24 protein-coding genes are annotated in these 21284 nt (G+C 68.9%); 16 read left to right on the top strand and 8 right to left on the bottom strand.

The genetic code is table 11. The features are described from left to right. Positions 1–5: 5 nt before the first annotated feature. The 3 genes from LPH33_RS00755 to LPH33_RS00745 are packed head-to-tail and all read right to left on the bottom strand — an operon-like array spanning position 6 to position 2160. Positions 6–779 carry a glycerophosphodiester phosphodiesterase gene (locus LPH33_RS00755; protein WP_088896839.1) on the bottom strand — a complete coding sequence of 258 codons (774 nt, stop codon included), beginning with the start codon at positions 777–779 and terminating at the stop codon, positions 6–8. Next, positions 776–1834 carry a DUF4328 domain-containing protein gene (locus LPH33_RS00750; protein ID WP_229566756.1) on the bottom strand — a complete coding sequence of 353 codons (1059 nt, stop codon included), beginning with the start codon at positions 1832–1834 and terminating at the stop codon, positions 776–778. The genes LPH33_RS00755 and LPH33_RS00750 overlap by 4 nt, the downstream gene beginning before the upstream one ends. Then, entirely contained in the window at positions 1834–2160 is a 327-nt protein-coding gene (locus LPH33_RS00745; protein WP_060652314.1) for a rhodanese-like domain-containing protein, read from the bottom strand. Before LPH33_RS00745 ends, LPH33_RS00750 begins: the two co-directional genes overlap by 1 nt. A gap of 258 nt (positions 2161–2418) precedes the next feature. On the opposite strand from LPH33_RS00745, the gene LPH33_RS00740 reads away from it, so the two are divergent. Continuing rightward, positions 2419–3354 carry an LLM class F420-dependent oxidoreductase gene (locus LPH33_RS00740; protein WP_229566755.1) on the top strand — a complete coding sequence of 312 codons (936 nt, stop codon included), beginning with the start codon at positions 2419–2421 and terminating at the stop codon, positions 3352–3354. 15 nt (positions 3355–3369) lie between these two features. Here LPH33_RS00740 and LPH33_RS00735 read toward each other — a convergent pair whose 3' ends face one another. The 3 genes from LPH33_RS00735 to LPH33_RS00725 form a co-directional block, all read right to left on the bottom strand. Next, a complete protein-coding gene (locus tag LPH33_RS00735) occupies positions 3370–3960 on the bottom strand; it encodes a hypothetical protein (protein WP_229566753.1) in 591 nt (196 codons plus the stop codon). 157 nt (positions 3961–4117) lie between these two features. Next, positions 4118–4786: a peptide-methionine (S)-S-oxide reductase MsrA gene (msrA, locus tag LPH33_RS00730; RefSeq protein WP_006553397.1), complete on the bottom strand. Its 669-nt coding sequence runs from the start codon at positions 4784–4786 to the stop codon at positions 4118–4120. A 9-nt stretch (positions 4787–4795) separates the two neighbouring features. Beyond that, positions 4796–5890 (bottom strand): acyltransferase family protein, encoded by a 1095-nt coding sequence (locus LPH33_RS00725; protein ID WP_145691302.1) that lies wholly within the window; start codon positions 5888–5890, stop codon positions 4796–4798. A 296-nt stretch (positions 5891–6186) separates the two neighbouring features. Here LPH33_RS00725 and LPH33_RS00720 point away from each other — a divergent pair, with 296 nt between their 5' ends. The 7 genes from LPH33_RS00720 (at position 6187) to LPH33_RS00690 (ending at position 12158) form a co-directional block, all read left to right on the top strand. Continuing rightward, positions 6187–6810: a superoxide dismutase gene (locus tag LPH33_RS00720; protein WP_006553395.1), complete on the top strand. Its 624-nt coding sequence runs from the start codon at positions 6187–6189 to the stop codon at positions 6808–6810. A 231-nt stretch (positions 6811–7041) separates the two neighbouring features. Beyond that, positions 7042–7575, top strand: coding sequence for a hypothetical protein (locus LPH33_RS00715; RefSeq protein WP_016694588.1), 534 nt, complete (start codon positions 7042–7044; stop codon positions 7573–7575). Between the two features lie 264 nt (positions 7576–7839). Next, positions 7840–8538: a TMEM165/GDT1 family protein gene (locus tag LPH33_RS00710; protein ID WP_160876622.1), complete on the top strand. Its 699-nt coding sequence runs from the start codon at positions 7840–7842 to the stop codon at positions 8536–8538. A gap of 78 nt (positions 8539–8616) precedes the next feature. Continuing rightward, entirely contained in the window at positions 8617–9120 is a 504-nt protein-coding gene (locus tag LPH33_RS00705; protein ID WP_202400174.1) for a MarR family winged helix-turn-helix transcriptional regulator, read from the top strand. Continuing rightward, the gene (locus LPH33_RS00700; protein ID WP_229566751.1) at positions 9117–10364 is read left to right on the top strand and encodes an MFS transporter; all 1248 of its coding nucleotides are present in this window, start codon (positions 9117–9119) and stop codon (positions 10362–10364) included. The genes LPH33_RS00705 and LPH33_RS00700 overlap by 4 nt, the downstream gene beginning before the upstream one ends. A gap of 130 nt (positions 10365–10494) precedes the next feature. Further along, on the top strand, positions 10495–11262 hold the full coding sequence (locus LPH33_RS00695; RefSeq protein WP_006553390.1) for an SDR family NAD(P)-dependent oxidoreductase: 768 nt from the start codon (positions 10495–10497) through the stop codon (positions 11260–11262). A gap of 86 nt (positions 11263–11348) precedes the next feature. Then, on the top strand, positions 11349–12158 hold the full coding sequence (locus tag LPH33_RS00690; protein ID WP_229566749.1) for an alpha/beta hydrolase: 810 nt from the start codon (positions 11349–11351) through the stop codon (positions 12156–12158). Here LPH33_RS00690 and LPH33_RS00685 read toward each other — a convergent pair. Beyond that, positions 12142–12900 carry an IclR family transcriptional regulator gene (locus tag LPH33_RS00685; RefSeq protein ID WP_160876618.1) on the bottom strand — a complete coding sequence of 253 codons (759 nt, stop codon included), beginning with the start codon at positions 12898–12900 and terminating at the stop codon, positions 12142–12144. The two genes, LPH33_RS00690 and LPH33_RS00685, sit on opposite strands and share 17 nt — an antisense overlap. Next, positions 12897–14411 (bottom strand): APC family permease, encoded by a 1515-nt coding sequence (locus tag LPH33_RS00680; RefSeq protein WP_229566748.1) that lies wholly within the window; start codon positions 14409–14411, stop codon positions 12897–12899. Before LPH33_RS00680 ends, LPH33_RS00685 begins: the two co-directional genes overlap by 4 nt. Positions 14412–14765: 354 nt before the next feature. Here LPH33_RS00680 and LPH33_RS00675 point away from each other — a divergent pair, with 354 nt between their 5' ends. The 8 genes from LPH33_RS00675 to LPH33_RS00640 all read left to right on the top strand — a co-directional run bounded on the left by LPH33_RS00675 (position 14766) and on the right by LPH33_RS00640 (position 21231). Beyond that, a complete protein-coding gene (locus tag LPH33_RS00675) occupies positions 14766–15347 on the top strand; it encodes a MauE/DoxX family redox-associated membrane protein (RefSeq protein WP_229566746.1) in 582 nt (193 codons plus the stop codon). A gap of 21 nt (positions 15348–15368) precedes the next feature. Further along, entirely contained in the window at positions 15369–15983 is a 615-nt protein-coding gene (locus tag LPH33_RS00670) for a redoxin domain-containing protein (protein ID WP_016694597.1), read from the top strand. 102 nt (positions 15984–16085) lie between these two features. After that, positions 16086–16754, top strand: coding sequence for a methylamine dehydrogenase light chain (locus LPH33_RS00665; RefSeq protein ID WP_059382063.1), 669 nt, complete (start codon positions 16086–16088; stop codon positions 16752–16754). Continuing rightward, entirely contained in the window at positions 16751–18058 is a 1308-nt protein-coding gene (locus LPH33_RS00660) for a hypothetical protein (RefSeq protein WP_145690281.1), read from the top strand. The genes LPH33_RS00665 and LPH33_RS00660 overlap by 4 nt, the downstream gene beginning before the upstream one ends. Further along, entirely contained in the window at positions 18055–19647 is a 1593-nt protein-coding gene (locus tag LPH33_RS00655) for a multicopper oxidase family protein (protein WP_229566744.1), read from the top strand. Before LPH33_RS00660 ends, LPH33_RS00655 begins: the two co-directional genes overlap by 4 nt. Positions 19648–19657: 10 nt before the next feature. Next, positions 19658–19999 (top strand): cupredoxin domain-containing protein, encoded by a 342-nt coding sequence (locus LPH33_RS00650; RefSeq protein WP_145690282.1) that lies wholly within the window; start codon positions 19658–19660, stop codon positions 19997–19999. Further along, positions 19996–20319 (top strand): cupredoxin domain-containing protein, encoded by a 324-nt coding sequence (locus LPH33_RS00645; protein WP_088896849.1) that lies wholly within the window; start codon positions 19996–19998, stop codon positions 20317–20319. The genes LPH33_RS00650 and LPH33_RS00645 overlap by 4 nt, the downstream gene beginning before the upstream one ends. 60 nt (positions 20320–20379) lie before the next feature. After that, on the top strand, positions 20380–21231 hold the full coding sequence (locus LPH33_RS00640; RefSeq protein WP_160876606.1) for a methylamine utilization protein: 852 nt from the start codon (positions 20380–20382) through the stop codon (positions 21229–21231). Positions 21232–21284 lie beyond the last annotated feature (53 nt).

Here is a 21284-nt window from a genome sequence, read left to right as displayed (position 1 = left end):
GGTGCTCACCGATCGAAGGCGGAGTCGAGCTGCAGCTTGGTGCGCCCGGGATGGTTGGTGGCGACCCACTCGACGCCCAGCTCGCGGCACAGCTCGACGTCGGCGGGGTCGTCGACGGTCCAGCAGTAGGTGGCCCGCCCCGACAGCGCGGCCCGGTCGACGAGATCGCGGTGCTCGCGCAGCGTCGCGATCGACGGGCCGACGGCCGTCGCGCCGACGGTGGTGGCGGCGCTGCCGCGCAGGTAACGCGAGGTCTCCCCCAGCAGCACGGTGGGCAGCAGCGGTGCGGCCCGGCGGATGCGCCAGACGGCCCCGGCCGCGAACGACATCACCACCACCCGGGAGAAATCGGCGGAGGCCGGGGTCGCGAGACCGAAGCGGGCCAGTTCGGCGAGCAGTTTGCTCTCCACGAGACCGCCGTAGCGGACGGGATGCTTGGTCTCGACGAAGACCTTCACCGGCACGCTCGTGAAGTCCATGACGAGTTCGAGCAGCTGCCGCAGCGTGAGCAGGTCGGCAGGCTCGCCGGGCCGCCCGTAGTCGTACTGCGCGAGCTCGTCGAGGGTCATCTCGCTGACGACCCCGGTGCCGTTCGAGGTGCGGTCGATCGTGCGGTCGTGCACGCACACCAGATGACCGTCGCGGGTGAGCCGCACGTCGCACTCGACGCCGTCGGCGCCTTCCTTCAATGCGAGTTCGTAGGCGCCGATCGTGTGTTCGGGGAGCGCGGCGGACGCACCGCGATGCGCGACGACCCGAGGATGCGCGCTGCGCGTCACGGCGCCACCGCCTCGGCGCGCTCCTCGTCGTCCGCTCGTTCTCCGGCCTGCTCGTCCGGAACGTCGTCCCGGTCCTGGCGAGCCTGTTCCTGTTCGCGCACGGCGGCGGGGACGATGGGCGCGATCGGTGACGAGGCCGGGCCGGTCGCGTGGGTGAACCGGTGACGGCGCAGCGGCCGTCCCCACAGGTCGGTGTCGTCGAACAGGCGCAGGACGTGCAGGGTCGACAGCGCGACGACCGCGCCGAGCGCCGCGAGGACGGCGGTGAGCAGGACACCGTCGGCGCGGGCCTGCAGGGTGTCGCGCTGACGCCACGCGAGCAGCACCACGACGAGCACGCCGTTGACCACCCACAACACCCACCAGGTGCGGATCGCGCGGAGCAGGCGCGGGTCGCGGTCGGCGATCTCGGCGAGGAAGACACCGGGCATCGCGAGGTTGAGGCCCGGAACGACGAGTCCCGCGAGGATGGACAGCGGCGACCGTGACTCGGCGAGACCACGCTCGGCGTAGATGCGCCGGCGCAGGTCGATCAGCCGCAGCCCGGATACGACCGCCGCGGCCAGCGCCACGACCGGCCCGACCACCTGGGTCGCCCATACCGCGGCATCCGACACCGCGAGCACGAGCGGGTCGACGAGACGGGTGCGGTTGTACAGCAACACTCCGTACCGGACGGCCTCGGCGAGGGCCGCGAGACCGAAGACGACGGCGGTGCCGACGAGCAGCGTCGGCGCGAGGTCGGCGGCGGTCTCGGCGCGATCGGGTTCGACGTCCTCGTCCGGGAGCGGATCGAGCAGTCCCCAGCGGGGCATCTCGCGATAGGACGGGGTCTCGGCCGACGGACGCCCACGCGAAGGCGACGCCGGTTCGGTCGTCGGAGGGCCACCCGCAGGTCGCGCGACCCAGCGGAAGTTGCGGCGCGACGGAGGAACCGACCCGTCGGGGGCGACGGGTGAGAGCAGCACACCGCGGCAGGCCGGGCACCACTGCCGCGGCTGATAGGTCACGGGCCAGCGATTCTCACAGCGCACACAGATCTGATAGGCCGACATCAATAGATCTTTGCCGGTTCGTCGCGCTCGGAGACGAGCGGGAGTCCGTGCTTCTGCCACGCCACCATGCCGCCGGCGACCTGGAAGGTCTCATACCCGATGCGAGCCAGGTACTCGACCGCTCCGAGGGAGCGGCCGCCCTGCCTGCAGATCACGTAGATCTCGGCGTCGGGGTCGAGTTCCTCGATGCGGGCGGGCACGTCGGCGAGCGGAATGTGCAGCGCGCCGGGGGCGTGTCCGAGTTCCCATTCGTCGTCCTCGCGGACGTCGAGGAGGACGACCTCGTCGCCGAGTTCGGGTACCAGGTCGACCGACACGGTGGGCACGTCGGAAAAGCTCACGTCTCAATAGTGGCACGCGGCGTGAACGGATGTGGGTGTGGTCGTACCGATCCTGTTCCACAGGTGGGGCCGGTGGGTCCTCCACAACACTCCCCATCAACCCCATCCGCTGGAGTTATCCACAGTTTCCACAGGTTCATCAACAGGTCTATCCACGCATGGGGAATCACACTCGAGACATCTCACAGTGGACAGGCGCCCGCCGATGCCCCGTGCCGGTTCCGGCGCTGAAATGATCGGGTCATGGAATTACGCATCTTCACCGAACCCCAGCAGGGCGCCACCTACGACGACCTCCTCGCCGTCGCGCAGACCGCGGAACGACTCGGCTACGGCGCGTTCTTCCGCTCCGACCACTACCTGGCCATGAACGCCGAGGGTCTGCCCGGTCCGACGGACGCATGGATCACCCTGGCCGGTCTCGCCCGCGACACCTCGACGATCCGCCTCGGCACGCTCGTCACCTCGGCGACCTTCCGCTACCCCGGCCCGCTCGCGATCTCCGTCGCGCAGGTCGACGCCATGAGCGGCGGACGCGTCGACTTCGGCTTCGGAGCCGGCTGGTTCGAGGAGGAGCACCTCGCCTACGGCATCCCCTTCCCCACACTGAAGGAGCGGTTCGACCGCTTCGAGGAGTCCCTCGCGGTCATCACCGGCCTGTGGGACACCCCCGAGGGCGAGACCTTCTCGTACGAGGGCGAGCACGTGCGGATCGAGAACTCCCCCGCCTTGCCGAAGCCCCACCAGCGTCCCCACCCGCCGATCGTCATGGGCGGCGCCGGCAAGAAGCGCACACCGGCACTGGCGGCGCGCTACGCCGACGAGTTCAACGTGCCGTTCAAGTCGCTGGGCGAGACGAAGGTCCTGTTCGAGCGTGTGCGCTCGGCCTGCCGGGATGCCGGACGTGACCCCGAGGAACTGACCTACTCGAACGCACTCGTGCTGTGCTGCGGTCGGGACGAGGACGAGATCGCGCGTCGCGCGGCACGGATCGGCCGTGAGGTCGACGAGCTGCGGGAGAACGGACTCGCGGGCACGCCGCAGGAGTTGATCGAGAAGATCCGCACCTTCGCCGAGGCCGGGACGGAGCGTATCTACCTGCAGGTCCTCGATCTCGCCGATCTCGAGCACCTCGAACTGGTGGCGAACGAGGTCATGCCCGCCGTCGCGGATCTCTGACGCGCGCCCAGCGGGTCAGTGGCTGCTGGTGGAGCCGAGGAACGCTTCGATGTCCCGGCTCCACTCGCGGCTGCGCCGCACCTCGAGACGCCAGTGCGCGAGGGCGAACAGGCCGCCCGCGGCGGCGGACGAGAACGTCCACAGCGACACCCCGGACAGCACGGCGGTGAACTTCGCGGCGGAGGTGGTCAGCGGGGCCTGCGTGTATTCGCCGGTGGTCGCGTCGACCCAGACCGGCACCTCGCTGCCGGCGGTCGCGAGACTGTCGACCTGGACGAGGGCGTGACGCGTCTCGTCGCCCCAACCCCAGGTCGCGGGCGCCGAGGCGATCTTCACGGTCTCGCCCCATCCGGAGGAGTCGCTCAGGGCGTCGGCGTCGAGGACGGCCGTGACGCTGACGCGTTCGGCGTTCTGCTTCTCGGAGAGTTCGAGCTGGGAGCTCCACATGATGGCGGACACCCACACCGCGACGGGGATCAGGAGCGCCATCACGGCGATCATGAGGGTGAAGCAGCGCGCTTCGAGCCTGTCGGTGCGACGCACGAGCGGATCCCGCCTGCGCAGACTTCGCCGTGTGCGCCGCAGATACCCCGCCCTGGTCGTCATGTCGGCAAGCCGTCCCTTTCCCCCTCTGGAATGATCCCTTTTTCCAGCATGCGTCCGCTTTCGGGGAAGTTCAAGGAACGCCAACGCATCTCACACTCGCACTGCGAGCGGAGATGTGGTGTGCGACACCGTCGGACCCTTCGGGCCGGACGTATTCTCAGGCGCCGAGGCCCACCGGGCAGCTCACGCCGGTGGCGTGGACGGGGCAGTAACCGTTGGGGTTCTTCGCGAGGTACTGCTGGTGGTAGTCCTCGGCGTAGTAGAACTGTGTCAGCGGCGCGATCTCCGTGGTGATCTGCCCGTATCCGGCGTCGGCCAGGCGCTTGCCGAACGCTTCGGCCGTGGCCTCGGCGACCTCGATCTGCGTCTCGTCGTGGGTGTAGATCGCCGAGCGGTACTGGGTCCCGTGGTCGTTGCCCTGCCGCATGCCCTGGGTGGGGTCGTGGTTCTCCCAGAACTGCTGCAGGATGTGCTCGTAGCCGATCACCTTCGGGTCGAAGACGACGAGCACCACCTCGGTGTGCCCGGTCCGGCCGGAGCACACCTCCTCGTAGGTGGGGTTGGGTGTGTAGCCGCCGGAATAGCCGACCGCGGTCGAGTAGACGCCGTCGAGCTGCCAGAACTCCTTCTCGGCACCCCAGAAGCAGCCCATGCCGACGACTGCGGCCTGCAGACCCTCGGGGAAGGGGGGAACGATGCGGTTGCCGTTGACGTAGTGGGTCTCGGGAACGGGCAGCGGTTCGGCACGTCCGGGGAGCGCGTCCTCGCGCGTCACCATCTGCGACTTCGAACCTGCACGGGCGAGGATCTCGTCGAACCAGGACATGACCCGATGCTACGCGCGGGTCGGAGCGGCAGTCCGTTCGTCGGAAGCGACCTGCTTCGGCGCGAGCCAGCGGCTCTTGATCCAGTGCGCGGCCGGAACCTCGACGCTGCGGTACAGCACCTCGGCGACGAGACCACAGCCGATCAGCAGCAGCACGATCGCCGCGGTCGCGCCGACGAGACCGACGGTGTTCTCGTAGATCCGGTACATCACGAGAGTGTGGGTCAGGTAGATGCAGTAGCTGCGGGTCGCGACCCAGGAGACGACGGCCGAGCGCGCGAACCGTCCGTCGTACCGGGCGACCAGCACGACCGCTGCGAAGACCACCGACACTGTCCACAGGTAGCGGCTGCCCGACCAGTAGACGTTGATGTCCGTGGCCATCACGATCACCGCGATCTGCGCGAACATCGCCGCCAGCAGGGCGCGCAGCGAGATCAGGCCGGCCCATCCGAAGTACACGATCTGCCCGAGGAACAGGGTCGGCAGTGTCGACGCGATCTTCGACAGGAACGGAACCGTGTACGGCTCGGGCACGTACAGGTTGTAGAGGAGCACCAGCATGCACAGCACGGCGCCGAGCATCGGCACCGCCACCGGCGCCGTCCGCAGCAGCGACCGTCCCGCCACGCACCACAGGTAGAACGAGATCTGCGCGGCGAGCGTCCACACCACGCCGAGCACGATCACCTGCGGTTTCAGGAAGAACGCGCCGAGGAAGAAGGACAGGAACGCCTCGGAGACCGACACGGTGGTGTGACCGCTGAAGGTGCCGTTGATGCCGAGCCACACGAGCACGACCGCGGCGAGGATCGCCACCCAGAAGGCCGGCAGGAGCCGCGCGGCCCGGGCGATGAGGAACTTCCGGCGGTCCTGCCGGATCGCGGACCGGGTGACGAGCATGCCCGTGAGCATCATGAACGCCGTCACGCCGACGGACGACAGGTGCTGGTTGAGGCCGGCGCCCTTGACGAGCACCTCGTAGGTGAGGTCGATGCCCCACCAGCCCGTCCCGAGGTCGTCGATCAGGTAGAAGGCGATGTGGGAGTAGAGCACGGCCGCGACCGCGACGAACCGGACGACATCGACGCCCGGCAGATCCACACGCGGTGCATCGGCCCCGCGTGTCGGTTCGTTCAGGAAGGGCCGAAACACGCGCCAATGTTAAGGTCCCGTTCACGCAGCTGTTGCCGATGGTCCCGTTATCCGGCTGTTCCCGCTGGTGAGGGACGTTTCCGGAGGCAGGGACGGTTTCGGGTGCTCTCCGACACAGTCGGGGTCCGATCGTGTCCGCATTACGGCGAATGTTGCGGACGGTGTAGTTATGGACTTGGGTGGAAACCCGAAAAGGTACGGAATAACTGCACGGGCCGAACGGCCCGGTGAAGAAGGGACCCTTCGTGGCTGAATACACACTTCCGGACTTGCCCTACGACTACGCAGCGCTCGAGCCGCACATCTCGGCGAAGATCATGGAGCTGCACCACTCGAAGCACCACGCCACCTACGTCGCCGGTGCGAACACCGCTCTCGAGAAGCTGGCCGAGGCTCGCGAGAACGGCACCATGGCGGCCCAGGCGACCAAGCTCGAGAAGGACCTCGCCTTCCACCTGGGTGGTCACACCAACCACTCCGTCTTCTGGAACAACCTCTCCCCCGAGGGTGGCGACAAGCCCGAGGGTGAGCTCGCTGCCGCGATCGACGACGCCTTCGGCTCGTTCGACAAGTTCCGCGATCACTTCTCCGCGAACGCGAACTCCATCCAGGGCTCCGGCTGGTCGATCCTCGCGTGGGATTCGATCGGACAGCGTCTGATCATCGTCCAGCTGTACGACCAGCAGGGCAACATCCCGATCGGCCTGACCCCGCTGCTCATGCTCGACATGTGGGAGCACGCCTTCTACCTGCAGTACCAGAACGTCAAGGCCGACTACGTCAAGGCCTTCTGGAACATCGTCAACTGGGCGGACGTGCAGGCTCGCTTCGAGCGCGCTCGCACCGCCACCTCGGGCCTGATCGTCTAGTACGGATCGGTCACAGGTCGCGAGACCGACAGCGAGGGCGCCGGGAGACCGGCGCCCTTCGTCGTCTCCGGGGCCTGGTCTTCCCCCTCCGCTACAGAAATCGCCATTCGCCGCAGCAATTGCTGAGGCGGATAGCAAAAGGTGGAGCGGAAGTGCTGGCACTCGACACCTCTTGTGTGCCAACGGAGAAAACGGGCATTCTCCCCTTACCGACCGAGAGGGAGGAGTGGGATGAACGCCGAGGAACACAGCCGCATCGAGCTGTCCGCATTCCAGTCCGACGGGTCGCTTCGAGGTTTCGTCGTCTCGGGCAGATGGCCCGCGACCACCCGTGAATGGGCCCAGGTGCTGGCGATGACGGTGCGGATCGCGTCGCTGCCGGGACTGCTGCCCACCTCGACGGTGTTCGGGGTCAAGGAAGAACTGCCCGACGACCCCGCACCCGGAACCGTGGGTCTCGTGGTCGCCGAAGGTCCGGTGCTCGGCGAGCGTGCCGTGCAGCCCGGACGGTTCGCCGAGCATCAACCGCCGGCGCTGATCATGCTGCATCCCCCGTCGGAGACGACGCCGTCACTCCCGGAGAATGCCGGCGCCGCCTCGGGCTGCGTACTGCTCCCCGGGATCCCGCATCTCGGACTCGAGCATCGCGCCGCGTGGGTCGAGGCCGAACCGGACGGCACGGTGACGGCGCTGGTCAGCAAGGTGGGAGTGGATCCGGGCAACGATCCCGACACCGCGATTCTGGCCATGCTGCTCGCGTCGTGAGGGCGCCCTGACAATGAGAGTTCGGTTCTCCGAAAGTTAGCATTGCCTTTACAGAAATCGGTTCGCCGGGCTAACGTTGTCGTCGACGAAGGGGAGTAGCCCCCAATCGCAGGGTCGACATACTGGCGGCGCCCGAGAACGGCAACGCCCGGCCCCGCGGACCGGATCATCCTCCGGTGGGCGAGACCTTCGGCCGCTGGTCGCACCGTGCGTCCGGCGACCGGAGGAAGCCCCGTTTCCTCCATACGGAAGGAGGAAACGCATATGTGGTCCGCTCTCGTCCTGTCCTTCGCAGTCGTCTTCGTCGCCGAACTCGGCGACAAGTCCCAGCTCATGGCGATGACCTTCGCCCTGCGCTATCGCTGGTGGGTCGTCCTGTCGGGGATCCTGTTCGCGACCACCGCGGTCCACCTCGTGTCGGTGGCCGTCGGGCACTATCTGGGTGTCGCGATCCCCGCGACCGCCATCTCCATCGTCGGCGGCATCGCCTTCCTGATCTTCGGCGCGTGGACGCTGCGCGGCGACTCCCTCGACGACGACGAGCAGTCCAAGGCCGGACGCGTCGCGCGCTCCGCCTTCCTCGCCGTGACCTCGGCGTTCTTCCTCGCCGAACTCGGCGACAAGACGATGCTCGCGACCATTACGCTCGCGACCGACAACAACTGGGCCGGGGTGTGGATCGGGTCCACCGTCGGCATGGTCGCCGCCGACGCACTGGCCATCGTCATCGGTGCCGTGCTCGGCCGGCACCTTCCCGACAACGCCATCCGCTACGGCGCCGCCGCCCTGTTCTTCGGCTTCGGGGTGTGGATGCTCGGCGACGGCATGTTCCCGGAGACCGGTGCCGTGGGACCGATCGCCGGCGCGGTGGCCCTGCTGCTGTCCGTCGCCGCGATGGTGGTCGTCCGCCGGCGTGCCCGCCGGGTCACCGAGGACGAGGCTCCGGCGCTCATGCGTCCCTGATCACCGTTCCGAACAGTGTCTTTCCGCTCCGGACAGGAGTATGCTTGCCGATAGGCAAATAAATTCGGAGGTGGTTCCATGTCTGAACTCACGGACAGCGCCCCTCGATCCGAAACTCCTCCGTTCGACGCGGAAGACGTCCATCGTCTGCGTATCGCGATCGGACGGATCTCCCGCCGCATGGGCATGTTCGCCTCGGAGGAAGGGCTGACGCGTTCGCAGTCGACCCTCCTCACGACCGTCGCCCGCCACGAGACGATCGGAGTCCGCGACCTCGCGGAGATCGAAGGGCTCAACCCCACCATGTGTTCGCGCATGGTGGGCAAACTCGAAGACGCCGGGTTGCTCACCCGGTCCCCCGACGCCGACGACAAGCGCGTCGTCCGCGTCCACATCACTGCTGCCGGTGCCGCACTGTCGGCGGAACTGCGCGATCGCCGCACCGCCCTGTTCGCCCGTCACCTCACCGAGCTGAGCGACCGGCACCTCGAAGCTCTGCACGACGCACTGCCCGCCCTCGAGGCCCTCTCGCAGCGCGTCGCCGATTCACCGCGTCCCTCCACCGAGGGGGGTCGCCCGTGACAGTGCTCGCCGACATCAGAGGACAGACCTTCGCCGCTCTGCGCGGCCCCAACTTCCGCCTCTACATCAGCGGCCAGGCCGTCTCGCTCATCGGCACGTGGATGCAGACGGTCGCGCAGTCGTGGCTGGTCCTGCAGCTCACCGGCTCCCCGACCGCCATCGGCGTCGTGCTCGCGCTGCAGACCGTGCCGATGCTGCTGCTCGGCCCCTACGGCGGCGTGGTCGCCGACCGCTCCGACAAGCGCCGGCTCATGATCGGATTGCAGACCCTCATGGGTGTGCAGGCCCTGATCCTCGGTTTGCTCGTCGTCACCGACACCGTCGCCCTGTGGCACGTCTACGTCCTGGCGGTCGCGCTCGGCCTCAACCAGTGTTTCGAGAACCCCGCCCGACAGTCGTTCATGCTCGAACTCGTCGGTCCGGAGGATCTGCGCAACGCCGTGAGCCTGCAGTCGGTCCTCGCGTCGTGCTCGCGCATGATCGGCCCGGCGGTCGCCGGTCTGGTCATCGCCGCGGGCGGACTCGGCGTGTGCTTCCTGCTCAACGCCGCGAGCTTCGTCGCCGTCGTCACCTCGCTGCTGCGACTCGACGTCTCCCGGCTCCAGCGCTCCCCCGCCGCCGCCCGCGCCAAGGGACAGCTGCGCGAGGGCTTCGCCTACGTCCGCAGCACGTCCGATCTGGCCGTCCCGCTGCTGATGATGGCGCTCGTCGGGTGTCTGGCCTTCGAGTTCCAGGTGGTCCTGCCAGTCCTGGCCGACCACACCTTCGCAGCCGGTGCCGGGGCCTACGGCTTCCTCACCGCCGCGATGGGCGCCGGATCGGTCGTGGGTGGACTCGCCGTCGCCACCTGGGGTCGCACCGGAACCCGGCCGCTGATCCTCACCTCCCTCGCGTTCGGCATCGCCATGGCGGTCGCCGCCGCGGCCCCGAACCTGACCACGCTCATCGTGCTCATGGTGATCGTGGGCGCACTGAGCGTGACGTTCACGTCCACGACCAACAGTTCGCTGCAGCTCGCCTCCGCGCCGACGATGCGCGGACGGGTGATGGCCCTGTGGTCGGTCGCCTTCCTCGGCTCCACGGCCATCGGCGGTCCCATCGCCGGATGGGTCTGCGAGCAGTGGGGTGGCCGGGCCGGACTGCTGCTCGGTGCCGTCGCGTGTCTCGTCGCCGCGGCGATGGGAGTCGTCGCACTGCGCCGCCGGACCGCGACCCCCGCGGAACCCGCGGCCGTGACCGGTTAGGGTTCGTGACGAACGACACTCACACGCCGTAGGGCTCTGTGAGAGAACCCGACGGAGTCGGACTCGGTGCCAACGAGCCCGAACCCGTCGGGTTCACGCAGCCCTCGGCTCGGGACAGGAGATACGAACAGTGGAGATTCAGGGATCCGCCGCACTGGTGACCGGTGCCGCATCCGGTCTCGGCGCCGCAACCGCACGCCGCCTCGCCGACGCCGGAGCCACCGTCTTCGGCCTCGACCTGCAGCAGTCCATCGACCGCGTCGGCGATGCCGCACCCGCGGGTGTCACGCTCCTCGCCACCGATGTGACCAGCGGCGACGAGGTGCAGGCCGCCGTCGACCGCATCGTCGAGTCCGGTGTTCCGCTGCGCATCGTCGTCAACTGCGCCGGTGTCGGCTGGGCCGGCCGCATCCTGTCGAAGAACGGCCCGCACGACCTCGAGCTGTTCCGCACGGTCATCACCGTCAACCTGCTCGGCACCTTCAACGTCATGCGCCTCGCGGCCGACGCGATCTCCAAGACCGAGACGGTCGACGAGTCGGGTCAGCGCGGCGTCGTCATCAACACCGCCTCGGTGGCGGCGTTCGAGGGCCAGATCGGCCAGATCGCGTACTCCGCGTCGAAGGGTGGCGTGCACGGCATGACCGTCCCCGCCGCACGCGACCTCGCGCAGTTCGGCATCCGCGTCAACACCATCGCCCCCGGCATCGTCGACACCCCGATGCTCGCCGGTGTCACCGAGGAGTACCGCAAGGGCCTCGAGGCCGGTGTGCCGTTCCCGTCGCGGCTCGCCCAGCCCGCCGAGTACGCGCAGCTCGCGCAGATGATCGTCGAGCACGACTACCTCAACGGCGAGACCATCCGCATGGACGGCGCGCTGCGCATGGCGCCGCGGTAACCCTTCCTCCGGTAATCCCGCCTCTTCCGTGCGCGTTTCCGGCAGTTCCGGCTGCCGGGAACGCGCACGTGCGTTAGACCGGACCCATGCGGATCGTTCTCGCCGTGGTGCTCGTCGTCGCGCTCGTCGGCGTCGCCGGCTGGGCGTTGCAACGACGCCTGATCTATTTGCCCGACAGCTCCACTCCCCCGTCCGCTGCGACCGTCCTGCCCGGCGCCGAGGACGTCGTGCTCACCACCGACGACGGTCTCGAGCTCGACGCCTGGTTCGTGCCCGGTCGCGCCCCCGACGGTCCCGGAGCCGGCTTCACGGTTCTCCTCGCTCCCGGTAACGGCGGCAACCGCCTCGGCCGCGTCGACACCGCCGCCGACCTCGCCGCGGCGGGTTTCTCGACGCTCCTGTTCGACTACCGCGGGTACGGCGGTAATCCCGGCACCCCCACCGAGGAGGGTCTCGCCGCCGACGCCCGCGCGGCCCTCGGGCATCTCCGTGCACGCGACGACGTCGACCCCACCCGGTTGCTGTACTTCGGGGAGAGCCTCGGCTGCGCCGTGGTCACCGCGCTCGCCGTCGACGAACCACCCGCCGGGATGCTGCTGCGCTCGCCGTTCACCGACCTCGCCGCCGTGGCCCGGCACCACTATCCGTTCGTCCCCGCCGCAGTGCTGAAGGACGAGTTCCCCGTCGCCGAACTCGTCGGCCGCATCGACGTGCCGATCACGGTCGTCTACGGCACCGCCGACAGCATCGTCCCGCCCGCCCAGAGCACGGCGGTCGCCGATGCCGCCCGGCAGTTGCACGAGCGGGTCGAGCTCGACGGTCTCGAACACAACGATCCGCCGATGTTCGGCGCGCCCGTGGTGGACGCCCTGATCCGGCTCAGAGCAGGCCTGTGAGCCTCGCGGAGCCGTCGACGAGGAATCTCACCAGATCGGGATCCGGCTGCACCTTCGCGGCCGACCCGTGCAGGTACAGGCCGCCGACGACGAAGGACGACGAGTCGCGGATCGGGACGGCCAGCGCCGCCCGGCCCAGCCGCGTCTCCTGGCATTCCCGCGCGTAACCGAACGAGACGATCTCGCGCAGCTCCCGCGCCAGCGACTCGCGGTCGCACATCGTGAACTCGGTGAGCCGGCGCAACTCGGCGTCCGGGGCCGCCCCCGGCACGTGTGCCAGCATCAGCTTGCCGATGGCATTGGCGTGCAACGACTTCGACAGCGTGGTGATGGCGACGATCTCGTGGTCCGGATCCTGGTCGACGAACCGGAGCCGGCTCCCGGCGAAGGACGCGACGTGCAGCCCGAAACGCGTGCACCCCCGCAGATCCTCCATCACATCGTGGAGCGATTCGGACGGAGTGGATTCCGCTGCGGCCTGGGCGAGTTCGGCGGTACGACGACCGAGCGCGAAACCCGACAGGTCGGGGACGCGCACGAGATAGCCGTCTGCGACGAGCAGGTTCAGCATCCGGTAGGCGGTGGCGGGAGGCACTCCGGCGAACGCCGCGATCTCCTTGGCGGTGGTGCCGGGACCGAGCTGTGCGACGGCCTCGAGCATCCCCAGCGCCTTCTGCACGGCATGGGGTTGTCGTCCTCCGAAAGGTGTCTCGGAGGACCGGATCGGCACGTGCGCGGTCACATCCGCTCCTCCTGTGTGCCCCCCGTGACGATCTGCGGCCGACCGTGCTCGTCGAGGACCAGTGTCCCCGCCCCCGGCAGCAGATCGGTGGTCTCGACGGTGTCGAAGGCTCCGATCGTCGCGAGACTCTGCGGGCGGAGCCGGCGCAGCACCGCGTGCCAGACCGGTCCCGACACCAGGAGCGCGACGAGCGCCACCGGCACGACGAGCAGCGAGTGCGTGACCCCGTCGACGGCCGTTCCCACCAGCAGACCGCCGCCGAGCAACGCGACGAACACCGCCGCGACCCGCGTCCAGGTGGTGTCCTCACCGATGCGGTGCAGGAACCGCAGCGACGCCACCGCGACCAGCGTGTACGCCGCGACCAGCGCGACCTCGACGACCCCGTCGAAGACGGACGAATCCGCGTCCGCCGCCAGGGTGTACAGGACGGCACCCACGACACTCACTGCGACGAACGCCGCCACCGCGAGATAGGGGGTGCGCAGGGTGCCGTGCACGCGGGCGAGGGCGGACGGCAGTACCCGTTCGACACCCATCGAGTACAGGAGCCTCGAGCCTGCCTGGGCGCAGCCGAGCGTCGACGCGAACCACGAGCACGCCATGCCCGTCTTCACGGCGAGCACGACCGCCCACGACGCGCCGGAGTCGACACCGTCGAAATACGCTCCGATGATGAGCGATCCGCGTCCGGTAAGCGAGGCGACGGCCGCGAAGACGAACAGCGCCCCGACGACGAGAGGGGTGATCAGCACCGTCCGGCTCACGGTGACGAGCGGCCGACGGGCCTCGGGTCCGAAGAACGCCGCGCTCTCGAAACCGGCCATGGACAGGACGGTCATCAGCGCCAGGAAGGGCAGCAGACTCAGCGGTGAGACCGGCAGTTCGCTCGTCGTCGAGCCACCCGTCGGCGCGACCAGCATCGTCGCGACGATCAGTACCAGCGAACACGTTTCGACGAGCAGGATCGCGCGGGTCGCGAACCGCACCCCGCGAATCGCGATCAGGGCGACGACCCCGCCGAGCACCGCCGTCGTCACCAGCCACGGTCCCGTCCCCGGAAGATGCAGTCCGGCAAGCTCGCCGATGTCCAGTACGGTGCGTGCTCCCTGGGCGAGCACGGAGATCGAGATGCCGAGATATCCGACGATGAGTGCCGTGCCCGTCACGAGGGCCGCGCGCGTGCCGAGTCCCTGGAAGACGAAGCTGTAGAGCGATCCCGCTGCGGCCAGGCGTCGAGTGAACTGTGTGATGCACCATGCGACCAGCACGACGACGCCGGTCGTCGCGGCGATGGTGAGCACACCGCCGAGTCCCGGAGCGCTCACGGTCATCCACAGGGCGATGAACACCATGCCGGTGGCGGGGGCGATCGTCGACAGCGACTGTCCGATCAGATCGAGCTGGGACAACTGCCGGCGGCCGAGCGCGTGCAGGGGTGAGCGCACGTGAGCCCCGGTGGGTTCCGCGTCCTGCGCGCGGTCGATCGCCGCCCGGAGTGCTGACGTCACGACCGTGGTCCTTTCACTGATTTCGTCCGGACGCTAGCCCCGTTCTGTTACAGCTGCATTACCTGCGCGAACACGACGTGCCGTCCAAGTGGGAATCCGCTCGCGGCGGCGCTGCGAGGTACATCACGCCGCCGCCTTCCCCATGGAGTCGCGCGAACGCAAAAGCCCACGTCGCCGAGGCTCGGTCCCACGGATTTCCGCGGCTCGCGTTCTCGTTCGAGGTGTCCCCGTTCGTTTCTCCGGCGTCGCATGCCCGACTCGAGACCACAGCACGATGTGTCCATCCCCACCTGCGAGGGATCCGCCGGGACCTCGAGAAGGTCCCGCAGCGAAACGGAAGGAGTGGTCGCACACATGCTGTGGGTGCTGATCGCATCGATCGTCGGAGGCACGCTGTTGCTCGCCGGCATCCCCAAGACCCGGGACCGCCAGGGTCTGCTGCGCACGGTCCGCGGGTACAAGCTGCTGCCCGCGCCGCTCGAGGACGCGGTGTCGTTCGCGCTGCCGTGGGCCGAGATCGTCCTCGGTGCCGCGCTCGTCACGGGCATCGCCGGACGGTGGGCGGCCGCAGGCGCCGCGCTGCTGTTCCTGTGCTTCTTCGGCGGCCTGACGATCAACCTCCTCCGAGGCCGTCGTGACCTCGACTGCGGCTGTTTCGCATTCGGTTCCCACGATGTCCCGCGGATCGGGTGGTTCCATGCGGTTCGGGCCGGCGCGTTCGTGCTCGTCTCCGCAGCCCTGGCCCTCGTTCCCGCCGGCGCACCGTCGCTCGCCGAGCACCTCCTCGCCGTCGCGCTCGCCGCGCTGGTGCTGGTCGTGGTCGTCACCGCGGCACAGTTGCGGTCGATCGTGCATCCGGGTCGGCGCCCGGTCGACGACCACCTGACGAAGGCCTCGATCGAACTCCGTGCCGCCTCGACCCTCTCGCGGTACTGACAAATCCGAACGGAGAAATCTGTGAACACCTTCCTGCTGATCGCGGTCATCGTGCTGGCCGTCGCCGTCGCGGCGCTGTTCCTCATGCTGCTCGCCCTCGCCCGCGAGATCGGGCGCGTGCAGGTGCGTCTCGGCCCCCTCGGCGCCCGGATGATGGACACCGGCCCGAAGATCGCCCAGGTCGGTCCGAGCTTCCGCGGCCTGAAGGACCACCTCGGCCGCGAGATCGGTGTCGGCGGCCACCGCGACAGGGCGCAGCTGCTGCTGTTCACCGCGCCGTCGTGCTCGACCTGCAAGAGCCTGCTGCCCGGCGTCAAGGCGATGGCGAAGGCGGAGAAGGACCTCGACGTCGTCATCATCTCGGACGGCACGCCCGAGGAGCACCAGAACTTCCTCGCCGGTTCGGGTATCGGAGCCGAGCTCAGCTACGTCGACGCCCGCGATGTGGGCATCGCCTACCAGGTGGGCACCACTCCGTACGGCGTGATCCTCGACGAGCACGGCAAGATCCAGGCCAAGGGCCTGTGCAACCACATGGCGCAGGTCGAATCCCTCCTCAACGCACTCGAATCCGGTACGCCGTCGCTGCAGCACCTGCACGAGGCAGCCAAGACTCGCGCCGCAGCCGGTCTGTGATCTGCGAGCGCCGACCGCGCCGTCGGTACGGGCGGAATCTCATCCCCTTCTCGAGATCGGAGTACGTCGTTGGACCTCAGACCCTCATCCGGTGAACCGGAGATGCACGAGAACCGATATCCGGTGGACGAAGCCACCGTCAAGGAACAGGCCGAATGGATGGCCGGCCGCGGTGGATCCTTCATCGGCCGCACCGGACGCAAGATGTCCGAGCGGGTCTCCCGCCGTTCGGTGATCAGCAAGATCGGCCGGTGGACGATGGGTGTCTCCGGTGTGGCACTGATCAGTTCGCTGCCCGTCACCCGCACGGCCCTGGCGCAGGAGCCGCCGGCCCCCGCCCCCGCCGAACCCGAACCGTTCGTGCCGGTCTACGACGGCAAGGATCCCGCCGAGTGCGAGTACTGGCGCTGGTGCAACATGGACGGCACCTCGTGCGCGGCCTGCAACGGCGGCGGCGTCACCACCTGTGCACCGGGAAGCCGTCCCGGAGCGGAGTTCTGGGTGGGGTGCTGCACGCATCCCGACACCGGTAAGACCTACCTGATCGCCTACTACGACTGCTGTGGTGCACCGTCGTGCTCGAACGCCTTCTGCGGTGAGCCCGACATGCAGGCCATCATGTACAACCCGGTCTCGGGCAGCTTCGACCAGGAGATCATCTGGTGCGTGTCCGACGAATCCCAGTCGTACACCTGCACGATGGCACCGATCATCGGTGAGGACTGCCAGACCCGTCCTGCCGCACGACCGAAGGTGGGCGCCGGATCATGAAGCGCACCCAACGGGCGGTCGCCGCGACCGTCCCGCTCGCTCTCGCACTGTCCCTCGCGGCGTGCTCGAGCGACGACGACAGCGCCTCGTCCGCTGCGGCGGGCGAGGTCAGCTACCCGACCGTCCCCTACACCACTCCCGGTGAGGGCATCTCCCTCGGCCACGACGACCAGGAGATCGGCGACACCATCCCGGAACCCGTGCACGTCTCGGAGATCCAGCCCGCGAGCGAGAACGACCTGCTCGCGGTCCTCCGGACTCCGGGCGGGCTCGAGATCGGTGTGAACGTCCTCGACCCGGTCACCGGCGTCGCGGGCAGCCGCATCGTCGTGGGCCCCGGCATCTGGGATCCCGTCATCCACGGCTTCGTGGGCGAGAGTTCCTCGGACCCGGCGGTTCTCGCCGCCGAGGTGTGGCGGCCCCGCGGTTCGCGCGGCCAGGCCGACTTCACCGTCACCACCTACTCGGGCGACCTGCTCGAGCCGGACGAGATCGAACTGCCCGACTACGCCCGCGCGCACTCGCGCCCCGGCTCCAGTGCCGTCACCTCGGACGGGAAGTACTTCGTGACGTGGGACGACGGCCTGTACGGCGTCCGCGTCGTCGATCTCGAGGCCGGCGAGGAGAGCGGCGCGCTGCAGATCATCGGGTGCGGGCCGTTCACCTGGCTCGTCGACCACGAGCTCTACAGCGTGTGCGAGGACACCCGCGAGCTGATCCAGATCTCCATCGACGATGCCGGTGTCCCCACGGAGACGGCGCGCACGAAGGTGCTGCCCGACGACTTCGTCAGCAACCGCAAGGTGACCTGGGCCGCGGACGCGAAGAAGGCGCTGCTCGTCGGCGCGACCGGCGACGTCTTCGTCTTCGACTTCTCGAACGGTCTGCCGGAGGATCCCGTCGCTCCCATCGGGAACGCGGGTCAGGACGGTGGCCGCTTCGCGGAGAACGCCATCAACAACACCGGCGACCGGATCGCGATCGAGTACACCGACAGCGAGATCCATCCGCACTCGGCGCGCGGCGGCGACATCGTCAAGGTCGAGTTGTTCGACGCCGCCGGCCTCACACCGATCCGCACCCTCGATCTCGAGGCGCTGGGGCTGACGGACATCGCGTCCATGGCCTTCTCCGTCGACGGATCGATCCTGTACGTGGTCGGTTCGGGCCCCGAGGTCGACGGCGAGTCGGCCCAGCGCATCGTCGGTGTCTCGGCGAGCGACGGCGCCGAGGTCAGTGCTGCCGAGGTCACCGGCACCGTCGACGACATCCGTTCCCTCCTGACCCCGCAGGTGATCCGATGACACGACCCGGTACCGGGCTCGTGCTCGACCGCCGACGCTTCCTCCGCCTGGGCACCCTCGGTGCCGGGGCGGTGGGGCTCGGCGCCCTCGGGTTCGGTGCCGCCGCCTGCAGCTCCGGTACGTCCGGGCAGCAGGCGGCGGCCGCCGAGCTCGACTACATCCGTCCCACCGACCCCGAGGTGGCCGCGGCCGAGGCGGCCCGCACCACCTCGGGGGCGACGGCCGCCTTCGCGCTCGCTGCGGGTGTGGGCGCCGTGGACCTCGGTGGGCGGATCGTGAACACGTGGACCTACGGCGGGGCCGCCGTCGCACCCGAGCTGCGGTTGTCGAAGGGCGACCGTGTGCGGGTGTCGGTGGACAACGGGCTTCCGCAGGAGACCACGCTGCACTGGCACGGCATCCGGATCCGCAACGACATGGACGGTGCGGCTCCGGTCACGCAGGAACCGATCGGCGCCGACGGCGGCCGGTTCGAGTACGACTTCGTCGCACCCGATCCGGGCACCTACTGGTACCACTCGCACAGCGGACTGCAGGCCGACCGCGGCCTGTTCGGAGCCATGATCATCGAGGACCCGAACGACAAGACCGGCGCGGACGCCGACGCGGTGCTCGTGCTCGACGACTGGGTCGACGGTCTGGGCACCACCCCCGACGCGGTGATCGCCGCGCTCAACCCGCAGGTCGCCGGGCACGGTCATGCCGGGCACGGCGGTGGGTCGGCCGAGTACTCGGACGCCGATGCCTCGGTGGCGCAGCAGATCACGTCGGCGGGCCACGGGGACTCCGTCCCGCTCGGCGGCATGACCCAGCACATCGCGTACCCGCTGCACCTGATCAACGGGCGCCCACCGAACGATCCCGCTGTGGTGGAAGCCGCTGCGGGACAACGGTTGCGACTGCGGATCATCAACGCCGCCGCGGAGACGCCCTACCGCTTCGCCGTGGCCGGTCACGAACTGACCGTCGTCGCCGTGGACGGTTTCGACGTGCAGCCGACGACCGCCGACACCGTGATCCTCGGCATGGCGCAGCGGGTGGACGTGCTCGTCACGGTCCGCTCCGGTGCGTGGCCGATCGTGGCGAAGGTCGAGGGTCGCGACGGCTACGCGTCGACCGTGCTGCGGTCCCACGACGCGGTTCCGATGTCGAACCCCGATGTGGGAGCAAACATCCCGGAGCTGAACGGGCGACTGGTACCCGAGAGCGAACTGCGGCCCGCCGAATCGGTGTTGCTCGAGAAGCGGGACGTCGACCGTGACTACCGTGTCGAGCTGATCCAGGCGGGCGACCGCTACGTGTGGGGCATGGCCGGCCCCGACGCCGGCCGACTGGTGATGAAGGAGGGTGAACGGATCCGGATCACGATGGTCAACTCGTCGCCGATGTGGCATCCCATGCACACCCACGGCCACACCTTCGCCGTACCGAGTTACGGCGGTCTGCGACGCGACACCGTCAACGTGCTTCCGAGGACCGAACTCGCCATCGAGTTCGACGCGGACAATCCGGGCGAGTGGATGTTCCACTGCCACAACGCCTATCACTTCGAGGCAGGAATGACCGCGAATCTGCGGTACATCCGGTGAGGACGAGATCATGAAGAAGTTTCTTTCCGCGATCGCGGGCACGACACTCGCGATGGGACTGCTGACCGGATGCGGCAGTGCGGACGCCGACGAACCCGCCGTCGTCATCGAGGTCTCCAACATGTCGTACAGCCCGGCCTCGGTCACCATCGAGAAGGGCCAGACCGTGCAGTGGCACTTCGACGACTCGGGCCTGCCGCACGACGTGGCCGGTGACGGACCGCTCGAAGGTGACCTGAAGAGCGAACTGCTCACCGAGGGCACCTACGAGTACACCTTCGACGAGGCCGGCACGTTCACCTACCACTGCACGCCGCACCCCGCGATGGTCGGCACGATCATCGTCGAATGAGGCGGATCCGGTGGGGCGTGGCCGCGTTCGCGATGCTGGCCGCGACCTCGTGTGCGGGCTCCCCCGCCGGTCCGGACGCGGAGATCGTCGTGCGCGACGTGCACTTCGCACCGGTGGACGTGACCGTACCGGTGGGCGGCACCGTCCGGTGGACGTTCGACGACGGCGGGGTCCTGCATCACGTCGGATCGGAGGGCGAGTTCGACAGCGGCATCACCCCCGAGGGGAGCTTCGAGCACACCTTCACGACGCCGGGCGTCTACGAGTACCACTGCTCGGTCCACCGGTACATGACCGGAACCGTCACCGTGACCGGGTGACGGACAACGCCGTCCGCCGTCCGATCGCACCCTAGAGCACCACAGCAAAGGAGCATCCCAATGACGGAAACACTCGTGCGTGAGCCCCTGGCTCACCCACCCCTCGGAGTCGACGTACCGGAGATACGCCCGACGCTCGAGAACGCCGTCGCGAAGAAGACCCGCGGCGGCCTGATCGCCGGTGCCGCGGTGGTCGGCGCCGCCGCCGGTCTCGTCGCGGCTCCCTCGACCCCGACGGCCATGACCGCCGCGGTGATCGCGACCGGTGCGGTGACGGCACTGGCCGCCAACTGGTCGACCTGCGGCATGTCGGTGGCCGGCGTGGTCGCCGCACCGAAGCAGCCGGGACGCCGCGGGTCGTCGACCCCGGTCCGCCGGCTCGGCTGGCACGCCCTGGGATCGCTCGCGACGGGCATCCCCACCGGCGCGCTCTTCGGTGCACTCGGTGCGCTCGTGACCGGCTCGGTGCCGTGGGCGTGGATGCTCGCGGCCTGGGGCGTGATCGCACTCGGCTACGGCCTGCACGAGCTGGGCATGATCACCCTGCCGGCGCCCATGCGGCGTCAGCAGCTCCCCCGCCATCTGCGGCGCACGATGGCGCCGTGGAAGGTGTCGCTGCTGTTCGGCGCGCTCATCGGCCCCGGCTTCATGATCTTCATCCGGTCCAGCGCGTACTACCTGCTGGTCCTCGGCGTGATCGCCTCGGGTTCGCCGGTGCTCGGCGCCGCGATGTTCGCGACCGTCAGTCTCGGCCGCTGCATGCCGAGCGTGCTGGCCATCCTGCACACCCGCCGCGGTGGTTCGATGCCCGGCTTCCTGTCGGCGATGTGCGTCATCGACCGTCGCGTCCAGACCCTCACCGGCGGTGTCCTCATCGCCCTGGCGGCCTTCGCTCTTGCCGCACTGGTCTGATCTCCCGTGCGTGGTTCCGGTGGCCGATGCCGCCGGAACCACGCACGTGGCAT

It is taken from the genome of Rhodococcus sp. RDE2, from assembly GCF_020885655.1.
GTDB lineage: Bacteria > Actinomycetota > Actinomycetes > Mycobacteriales > Mycobacteriaceae > Rhodococcus > Rhodococcus pyridinivorans.
The sequence above is the reverse complement of the archived record's forward strand: the minus strand, read 5'-3'. Positions and strand labels throughout refer to the sequence as shown.

Excerpts from the sequence above, each read along its gene's own strand:
- LPH33_RS00750 (WP_229566756.1), bottom strand. The coding sequence starts at position 1,834 with ATGTCGGCCTATCAGATCTGTGTGCGCTGTGAGAATCGCTGGCCCGTG.
- LPH33_RS00740 (WP_229566755.1), top strand. The coding sequence starts at position 2,419 with ATGGAATTACGCATCTTCACCGAACCCCAGCAGGGCGCCACCTACGAC.
- LPH33_RS00735 (WP_229566753.1), bottom strand. The coding sequence starts at position 3,960 with ATGACGACCAGGGCGGGGTATCTGCGGCGCACACGGCGAAGTCTGCGC.
- msrA (WP_006553397.1), bottom strand. The coding sequence starts at position 4,786 with ATGTCCTGGTTCGACGAGATCCTCGCCCGTGCAGGTTCGAAGTCGCAG.
- LPH33_RS00715 (WP_016694588.1), top strand. The coding sequence starts at position 7,042 with ATGAACGCCGAGGAACACAGCCGCATCGAGCTGTCCGCATTCCAGTCC.
- LPH33_RS00710 (WP_160876622.1), top strand. The coding sequence starts at position 7,840 with ATGTGGTCCGCTCTCGTCCTGTCCTTCGCAGTCGTCTTCGTCGCCGAA.
- LPH33_RS00705 (WP_202400174.1), top strand. The coding sequence starts at position 8,617 with ATGTCTGAACTCACGGACAGCGCCCCTCGATCCGAAACTCCTCCGTTC.
- LPH33_RS00690 (WP_229566749.1), top strand. The coding sequence starts at position 11,349 with ATGCGGATCGTTCTCGCCGTGGTGCTCGTCGTCGCGCTCGTCGGCGTC.
- LPH33_RS00675 (WP_229566746.1), top strand. The coding sequence starts at position 14,766 with ATGCTGTGGGTGCTGATCGCATCGATCGTCGGAGGCACGCTGTTGCTC.
- LPH33_RS00665 (WP_059382063.1), top strand. The coding sequence starts at position 16,086 with ATGCACGAGAACCGATATCCGGTGGACGAAGCCACCGTCAAGGAACAG.
- LPH33_RS00660 (WP_145690281.1), top strand. The coding sequence starts at position 16,751 with ATGAAGCGCACCCAACGGGCGGTCGCCGCGACCGTCCCGCTCGCTCTC.
- LPH33_RS00655 (WP_229566744.1), top strand. The coding sequence starts at position 18,055 with ATGACACGACCCGGTACCGGGCTCGTGCTCGACCGCCGACGCTTCCTC.
- LPH33_RS00650 (WP_145690282.1), top strand. The coding sequence starts at position 19,658 with ATGAAGAAGTTTCTTTCCGCGATCGCGGGCACGACACTCGCGATGGGA.
- LPH33_RS00645 (WP_088896849.1), top strand. The coding sequence starts at position 19,996 with ATGAGGCGGATCCGGTGGGGCGTGGCCGCGTTCGCGATGCTGGCCGCG.
- LPH33_RS00640 (WP_160876606.1), top strand. The coding sequence starts at position 20,380 with ATGACGGAAACACTCGTGCGTGAGCCCCTGGCTCACCCACCCCTCGGA.